Source organism: Treponema sp. R6D11, from assembly GCF_054786075.1.
Genome location: NZ_BDHD01000092.1, coordinates 1 through 7,264 on the forward strand (window position 1 = coordinate 1; position 7,264 = coordinate 7,264).

Annotated in this window: 5 protein-coding genes; 3 read left to right on the plus strand and 2 right to left on the minus strand. The window is 42.5% G+C overall.

What is annotated here, in order from left to right:
* The first annotated feature begins 210 nt into the window (after positions 1–210).
* Positions 211–4,413: an ATP-binding protein gene (locus tag ACYVTD_RS08500; protein WP_461247346.1), complete on the plus strand. Its 4,203-nt coding sequence runs from the start codon at positions 211–213 to the stop codon at positions 4,411–4,413.
* A 14-nt stretch (positions 4,414–4,427) separates the two neighbouring features.
* On the opposite strand, the gene ACYVTD_RS08505 is transcribed toward ACYVTD_RS08500, so the two are convergent.
* Both ACYVTD_RS08505 and ACYVTD_RS08510 read right to left on the minus strand, forming a co-directional pair.
* Positions 4,428–5,417, minus strand: a complete 990-nt coding sequence (locus ACYVTD_RS08505) for a sigma-70 family RNA polymerase sigma factor (protein ID WP_461247347.1) — start codon at positions 5,415–5,417, stop codon at positions 4,428–4,430.
* Between the two features lie 10 nt (positions 5,418–5,427).
* Positions 5,428–6,336, minus strand: coding sequence for a LysM peptidoglycan-binding domain-containing protein (locus ACYVTD_RS08510; protein WP_461247348.1), 909 nt, complete (start codon positions 6,334–6,336; stop codon positions 5,428–5,430).
* Positions 6,337–6,620: 284 nt separating this feature from the next.
* On the opposite strand from ACYVTD_RS08510, the gene ACYVTD_RS08515 reads away from it, so the two are divergent.
* Entirely contained in the window at positions 6,621–6,965 is a 345-nt protein-coding gene (locus tag ACYVTD_RS08515) for a BrnT family toxin (protein WP_461247349.1), read from the plus strand.
* Positions 6,946–7,170, plus strand: coding sequence for a hypothetical protein (locus tag ACYVTD_RS08520; RefSeq protein WP_461247350.1), 225 nt, complete (start codon positions 6,946–6,948; stop codon positions 7,168–7,170). The genes ACYVTD_RS08515 and ACYVTD_RS08520 overlap by 20 nt, the downstream gene beginning before the upstream one ends.
* Positions 7,171–7,264: the final 94 nt, after the last annotated feature.

The window sequence follows — 7,264 nt, forward strand, 5'->3', positions numbered from 1 at the left end:
ATTTGTAGATGTTTTGCCTAACATGGCTGTTTTTTCACTCATGGTAATATTTTGCGGTTTTTGGGCGGTTTTGTCAAGTGCAAAAAATTGGTGGTCAGTTGCCAACTGTAACTTTTTCAGGCAGTTTGTAACCGGCAGCCTGCATTATTTTTTGCGATAGCGGGCTGCAGCCCGGATCCGTATTATGTACGGGTAGAGTTTATCGAAGGCGTGCCGGAAAACGGCATTGTGGGAACTCCCCTTACCATTACCGGAAAAGTAAGACCAGCATTTGCCAGCAACACCGACATTGTTTGGTCTGTCGTAGACGGCGGAAACACAGGCGCGAACATAAGCGGAAATATTTTAATTGCAACGTCAAGCGGGACTGTTACAATAAGAGCGACAGTGGCAAACGGCAAAGCGGAAGGAAAAGCATATACTGAAGATTTTGAAATTATTATAAGCAACAGCGCTATAGGCGGAGGCGTCGCCCTTACAATAACTCCTCCCGTTAAAAACGGTACGCCGAGTACTGTTGCAAGCGGCGACGGTAATTTTACTGTCGGAGCGGTTTCGTGGCTGCCTAATGATAACCCGTTTAAGAGCGATACCGCATACACGGCAACTGTTACGCTTGCGGCGAATGAAGGCTATGCTTTCCCGAGCGGAATTACAGCGACTGTAAACAATAACAATGCAGATGTGACTGAGAACACCGAAACAAGCATAACAGTTTCGTACACATTCGCAAAAACTCTTGCAAAGGATATTACCGGATTAACGATTATAACACAGCCGAAACTGGCATATACAGAAGGAGATCAGCTTGATCTTTCCCTTCTTGTGGTAAGACTTATCTTTGACTCAGGTTCACCGGAAGACGTTGCTTACAGTAATTTTGACAGTTACAATATAACAACAAGTCCTTTAAATGGAACTGCGCTTACCTTATCGCATGACGGAAATCATGTCGCTGTGTCAGTAGGCACGCATTCGCAAAACACAGATAATTTGACAGTAAATAAAAGAAACGCTTCCGACGTTGACTTCCCCACGGCGGCGGCAATAACCTACGGAGCGGCGCTTTCGAGCTCAACCCTAAGCGGAGGCAATACAGACCGCGGCACTTTCGCATGGCAAAACCCCTCGACAATACCCACAGTAAACAACAGCGGGTATTTAGTAGAGTTTACTCCGAATGATACGGCTACTTACGATTATTCAGGCGTAGAAGGTTGGAACAGCGCCTCTAACAAAGTTATAAGGACTGTTTCTATTACTGTAAACAAAGCCGCAGGTTCTGCGGTAAGCAAACCCGCTGTAAGCGGTTCGCCCACAAGCAGCAGTATTACCGTCAGTGCGGCAACTTTGACAAATAATGCGACAGGACAAAGCATAGAATACGCCATCAGCACATCGAGTAGCGGAAATGATTTATCCTATCAGGACAATACGACATTTAGCGGATTAACTTCCGGCACAACATACTATGTCTACGCCCGCTCAAAGTCCAGTACCAACTATAACGCCGGTACGCCAAACGTCAGCGATGGAATAACAACCTCTATTGCGGTTACCTTAAACAGCGTAACCGCGAACGGCTCGTCTACGCAAACTACAACGCAGTTAACGCTTACCTTTAGCACGGCAATTACAGGTCTTGCCGTTGGCGACATCGCCCTTAGCGGAGTAACAGGAGTAAGCAAAGGAACGCTCAGCAATTCTGGAGCAGTGTACACACTGACAATCAGCGGATTTACCGCAGGCGGAACTTTGAGCGTAGCGGTGGAGAAATCTGGCTATGCTATTAGCGGGTCGCCACAAACAGTAACAATTTATTACGCTACAGCAGTTACATTTAGCAGCGTAACCGCGAATGGCTCATCTACGCAAACTACTACGCAGTTAACGCTTACCTTTAGCACGGCAATTACAGGTCTTGCCGTTGGCGACATCACCCTTAGCGGAGTAACAGGAGTAAGCAAAGGAACGCTCAGCAATTCGGGGGCAGTGTACACACTGACAATCAGCGGATTTACGGATCCAAAACTTATAGAGGCTGTTAATACATGGCTTAAAGGCATTACAGGTTATTTTGAAATAGGAACCGAACCTGTAATAGTTGAATTGTCTAACGGCTTTAGCCGTAACAGCTTTAGCCGCAACGGTTTTAACAAAAGCGACAAATATCGTTATGCGACAATAGCTCCTATCGGCTCTACAAATTGGTCGGTAGTCACTTTATTTGATTCTTCATCTCTTTTTAGTTTTACAAAATTAATACCTTTATTTGTGCTAATGTGCGTTTTATTTATTGCCTTTGCGTTTGCTACCAGCATTATAAGTTATCGGTTTTTATACAAACCTGCGGTGGATTTGTCTTATTCCAAAGACGAATTTCTGGCAAGAATGAGTCATGAAATACGCACACCCATGAACGCTATTACCGGCATGGTGGAGCTTGCTTTGCGCGAAGATATGACTAACGCCGCCAAAGAGCATATCCTTACAGTTAAACAGGCGGGAGCAAATCTTTTGTCACTTATCAACGATATTCTTGATTTTTCTAAAATTGAAAGCGGAAGACTGGAAATCATTCCTACAAAATATATGCTTTCATCTTTGATCAATGATACGGTCAACATTATTCGTATGAGGTTAAAGGAAAAACCCTTACGGTTCTTTACCAACATAGACGGGAATATTCCCAACAACCTTTACGGAGACGAAATACGTCTTAGGCAAATTATTCTTAACCTTCTGACTAACTCGATAAAGTATTCGGAAAAGGGGCAAATTGGTTTAATTGTTACCGCAGATAAACGTAACGACAAACGAATCTGGCTTAAGATATCCGTAACCGATACAGGAAAAGGAATAAAACCGGAAGATCAGAAAAAGCTTTTTGAAGAATTTGTTCAGGTAGACACACAGAAAAACAAAGGCATAGAAGGCACGGGACTTGGACTTGCCATTACCAAACACCTATGCGTCGCTATGGGCGGGAATATAAAAGTGGAAAGCGAATACGGCAAAGGAAGCGTATTTACGACAACTATCCCGCAAGACATTGAATCGCAAGAACCCTTTGCCATGGTTGAAGATCATGACAAAAAGAAGGTGCTGATTTATGAAAGACGGCTTGTATACGCAAAATCTATATGCTGGGCTTTGGAGAATATGAATGTTTTTTATACTTTGGCAATGACTGTAAATGAATTTACTGATGCTTTGCGCAAAGAAGAATGGTCATATGTATTCTCCGGTTATGGTATTTACAAAGATATTAAATCGGTTATTGAACAGGACGATTCTGCTTTTTACGGAAAAAAAAAACCGCCTGTAGCTTTAATGATAGAATGGGGAACTGAAACCCACATACCAGGTGTGCGTTTTATGTCCGTACCAGTAAATTCCCTGTCAATTGCCAACGTATTGAACGGACGTGAAGACAATAAAGGATACCATAAAAGTTTCGGCGGAGTGCGATTCACAGCTCCCCGCGCACGTATTCTTGTGGTAGACGACATCTCAACTAACCTAAAAGTTGCTGAGGGGCTTCTTGCCCCCTACCATGTGATAGTAGACACATGCCTTACCGGTTTACAGTCCATAGAACTGGTAAAACAAAATGAATACGACATAATATTCATGGATCACATGATGCCCGGAATGGACGGAATCGAAGCCACAGCCGCTATCCGCGCATGGGAAAGAGAAAAAAACAGCCCAAACTCCACCGAAGGTGAACCACAACAAACCCACACGAGTTTCACCGAAGACAAACATGGACAAACCCGCACGAGTTTCACCGAAGGTGAAACTCGAAGCGACAATAGGAATTTGCTAACGCAAATTCCTATTGTCGCACTGACCGCTAACGCCGTTGCCGGCATGAAAGAAATGTTTTTAGAAAACGGCTTTGATGATTTTCTCTCCAAACCCATAGATGTTTCAAAACTGGAAGAAATGCTTGACCGCTTGATACCGGAAGGGAAAAAGGAAAAAGGATATTCCACCCTTCAACAAACCAAAGAGACGGGAGAGCCACAAGAAGCGGATATAATTGAAATGGACATCTCCCCTATTCTCGGCGTTGATATTAAAAAAGGTATCGCCTTAACCGGCGGGACTTTGGAAATTTATAAACAAGTGTTGGCTATGTTCTGTAAAGATCTTGATGAGCGAATATTGTTTCTGCAAAAAGAGCCGAATGCGGATACACTACACACATTTGTAACTCATGTTCACTCCATAAAAAGCGCGTCCGCTGTTATTGGAGCGACGGAATTCTCGGCTATTGCAGCAAAACTTGAAGCCGAAGGCAAGGCAGGTAATATTGCCTTTATAAATGAAAACATACCTGATTTTTTACGACGGCTTGATGATCTGAAAAAAAATATTCTTTCCGCCTTGCCTGCAAACAAATAAACAGCAAGAATCAGTTAAGAAGTTTCTCTTAACTCGCGTAATTCATGAAGGGTGCGAAGTTTCCAGACGGCTTTTTCTTGAATTTGACGGACTCGTTCGCGGGTGATGCCTAAATATTTTCCAGTCTCTTCCAATGTAAGCGGATTTTCTCCGGTTAAACCAAAACGCAGTTGAATTATCCTCATCTCTCTTTCGGATAACTGAGAAAGTATTCCGCCTATTGTTTCCTGCAATGTCATGGAGAAAACCATCTCAAACGGTTCTGCTCTTGCGTCATCTTTGATTAAATCGGCAAGGCGGGTAAGGTTTCCGTCGTCAACAATGGTGTCTAAACTTGTGGTTTCCTGAGACAGCTTTACTATCTCTTTAACTTTGGAAACAGGCACGTCCAAGTATTCCGATAATTCTTCTTCATTGGGGTCGCGTCCCAAGTCTTGCGTGAGTTGTTTGGCTACATAGTAACATTTTTTAATCGTGTTAAGCATGTGAATCGGTATGCGGATAACGCGCCCCTTATCTCCTATGCTCTTGATAATAGCCTGCCTAATCCACCAAGTGCCATAAGTTGAAAAACGGCAGCCTCTTGTGTAATCAAAACGCTCTACCGCCTCAATAAGACCGATATTTCCTTCGTCAATCAAATCCAAGAGCGACAAACCGCGATGTTGGTAATTTTTTGCGATTGATACAACAAGGCGCAAGTTTGCGTTTATCATGGAATTTTTATAATGAAGAAGCGCGTTTTCAAGAGCGGTTTTTTCTTTGCTGTAATCAATATCTTTGTTTTTATTTTTTTCCGATTCAAGCTGTTTAAGCTTAGCGCGCAAACTTATTATTTTTTCTCCGATTATTTGCTCTTCCTGCAAAGTTAAAAGAGGAAATCTTGAAATTTGCCTAAAGTACAACGCCAAAGGATCAGATTCCTTCTGCGCCTTTACTTTTTTATGCGCTTTTTCTATTGGCTTTCTGGAGCGTTTAACCGCTTTCTCTAATCCTACTTCCATTTTCAACCCCTTATGTCCTTTGATTATTTCCCGCTCTCGGAGCTAAAGCCGGATCCATGGGATTATCGTTTCGGAAAACCATAAAAAATAGCTGCGGTTTTACCGAAACGGCGTTGACGCCTAACTTTCCTAATTCCATTCCCGGCGTTATTCTGTCGCCTACATTTACAGTTATAGTTTCACAGCCGCCATACATGTAGTAATAACCGCCTTGTGTCTCTACAATTACAACTCTGCCAAACTTGCGCCAAGGTCCTGCGGATACCACATTCCCCTGCGTTAAACTTTTTACTGATTCAAGTTGCTCTCCCTCTACTACAACGCCCATTTGCCCCGTCATATAGGAAATATCTTTTGGTACTATGGGCCAGCGTAAAGCGTAAATTCCCGCCGCTGTCTTAGTTGAAGAAGTTGACTTAGCTGACACAGGCGGCTTTACCGAGGCTGTATTGGTAATGGTTATTTGCGGCGCGGAAGAAGTTTTTCCCGGCACTTTAATTACATCGCCCACTTTAAGCACATGACCGGAAGAAAAATCGTTTATTTCCTGTAATTTCTGCAAAGTAATGTTATTACTGCGCGCTATGCTGTAAAGCGTGTCGCCTTTTACCGCCTTGTAATTGACCAACGTCATCGTGTTGCTTGCAACCGCGACAGGTACATTTACCGCGCTTCCCGGCAAAGATTGACCATCAGTCGGAACCGGTATTCTCAATTTTTTCCCGACACTGATTTTGGAAGGATCTGAAATGCCGTTTGCCCTCATAAGTTCTTCCGCTGTTATATGATAAAAGCGGGAAAGCGAATAAATGGTATCTCCTTTTCCGACAACATGGATCAACTCATCTGCGGCAAGCGCTCCAGAGTTAAGGACGCCGACCAAAACAAGCAATAATGAAAGACTTTTCAGATATTTCACGGCTCTTAATTATCGGCATAAAGGTCGAATTTCCGCACCCGAATTCTGATGTTTTTTTCGCTTTTTTACAGGTTTTTTCTAAAAATAAGCGGGATTTCCGCACCCGCTCGCATAATTTATTCATTATTATATTATAGAGAATGATTTAACTGTGAAGGCAGGGGCGAAAGGTAAAGAAAGATGAAAGACACCTTTTTTCCCTTTTGCAATACAATGATGCATAAAGATTATACAAAATACCACTTGATAACGCTCTTTTTTTGATCTATATTTACATATAATAAATGTTAGGGGCAGATGATGTTATTTACAAAAACAGATATGTTTGGGATCGTTATAAAAACGATTTGAACCAGCGGAAACATCATTTGAGCTTTGAGACCGCTTCATTGGTCTTTGATGATCCATTTTATATCGAAGAATTCGATGAAGAAAATTCAGTTGCGGAAGAAAGATTTAATGTTACTGGTTCGGTAACTGGTTTGATTAATAATGCTTTGGTTACCGTTTCAGTTGTTTATCGTGGCGATTTGATACGGATTTTTTCAGCCAGGGATGCTGATACATTGGAGGTACGAGATTATTATGAACAACTCCAGGGATACCTTAATGAACAAGATGAAGATTGATCATGAAATTGAAGAAATGAAAACACACCCTATTGATTATTCAGATATACCCGAAAGGAAAAACGGCGTAAGAGTGCGGTTAGTCCGCAGGGAATTTCTTGATACCTTACCGCCTGACATTGTGAGAGAAATGGCTCGCCGCCGACTCAAAGAAATGCAGGCTGCCGGTTACAAACTGCCTGAAAAAGTTACAGTTGGCAACTGACCACCAATTTTTTGCACTTGACAAAACCGCCCAAAAACCGCAAAATATTACCATGAGTGAAAAAACAGCCATGTTAGGCAAAACATCTACAAAT

What these genes read in the sequence shown, in the direction of transcription:
- ACYVTD_RS08505 (WP_461247347.1), bottom strand. Translation starts at nt 5,417, where the DNA reads ATGGAAGTAGGATTAGAGAAAGCGGTTAAACGCTCCAGAAAGCCAATA.
- ACYVTD_RS08515 (WP_461247349.1), top strand. Translation starts at nt 6,621, where the DNA reads ATGTTAGGGGCAGATGATGTTATTTACAAAAACAGATATGTTTGGGAT.
- ACYVTD_RS08520 (WP_461247350.1), top strand. Translation starts at nt 6,946, where the DNA reads ATGAACAAGATGAAGATTGATCATGAAATTGAAGAAATGAAAACACAC.